This is a genomic window from Arthrobacter sp. HMWF013, from assembly GCF_003061105.1.
In the GTDB taxonomy this organism is placed as follows: domain Bacteria; phylum Actinomycetota; class Actinomycetes; order Actinomycetales; family Micrococcaceae; genus Arthrobacter.
This window is the reverse complement of the sequence record NZ_QAIQ01000728.1, coordinates 1-1,096: the sequence shown is the minus strand read 5'-3', so window position 1 is coordinate 1,096 and position 1,096 is coordinate 1. Positions and strand designations below refer to the sequence as shown.

Here is a 1,096-nt window from a genome sequence, read left to right as displayed (position 1 = left end):
GCGCGGCTCCCGCTGGACCACCCGACGTCGGCCCTGTCCGGCGGGCAGAAGCAGCGCCTGGCGCTCGCCGGCATTCTGGCGATGCGGCCCGGGCTGATCCTGCTCGACGAACCGACGGCCAACCTCGATCCCGCCGGGGTGCTCGAAGTCCGTGACGCCGTGGGCCGCTGCCTGGACAAGACCGGCGCAACGCTGGTGGTGGTGGAACACCGGGTGTCCGTCTGGAAGGACCTGGTGGACCGGGTTGTGGTGCTGCAGCCCGGCCCGGCCAACGCTTCGGCTGTCCTGCTGGACGGTCCGCCGGACCAGGTCCTCGCCGAGGCGCGGGAGATGCTGATCGGGGCCGGTGTCTGGGTGCCGGGCTACCTCCCCGATACGCGCAGGCGCACCTCCGCCGGCTCCGGCGACCTGCTGCTCGCCGCCGAAAACCTGGCCGTCTCCCGCGGGCGTCCGCGCCGCCGGGGCTTCAGGACCATCCCGCCGGTGCCCGTCCAGGAGGGCGTGACGGCCCAGGTCCGGGCCGGCCGGGCACTGACGGTGACCGGTCCCAACGGGGCCGGGAAGTCCACGTTCGCGCTGACCCTCGCAGGACTGCTCGCGCCGGTCCGCGGCAAGGTTTCCGCCGCCGTGGATCTGAGCCTGGGAGCCGGGATCGACCCCTTCAGATGGAAAGCGAACCAACTGATTTCGCGCATCGGAACGGTCTTCCAGGAACCCGAGCACCAGTTCGTCACCGGCCGTGTGCTGGATGAGCTGATGTTCGGCCCGCGACATCTGGGGCATGGGGAGGAACGGGTGGATGACCTGCTCGAACGGCTCCGCCTGACGCACCTGGTGGACGCGAATCCGTACACACTGTCCGGCGGAGAGAAGCGGCGGCTCTCCGTGGCTACGGTCCTGGCAGCGCACCCCAAGGTGCTGGTCCTGGACGAGCCGACCTTCGGCCAGGATGCCAACACCTGGGCGGAGCTCGCGTCCTTCCTGTCTGAACTGCTCGATGCCGGAACGGCAGTGGTCTCGGTGACGCACGATCAGGAGTTCAGTGCGGTCCTCGGCGGGACGGAACTGCACCTGGGGCCCGCCGCAATCGGCGGGG

General features: G+C 70.6%; 1 protein-coding gene. It reads left to right on the top strand.

Going from position 1 to position 1,096, the window contains the following annotated elements; all coding sequences use genetic code 11:
* Positions 1–1,096, top strand: a 1,096-nt coding sequence (locus DBR22_RS23455) for an ATP-binding cassette domain-containing protein (RefSeq protein ID WP_108600947.1), incomplete at both ends; no start/stop codon positions are given.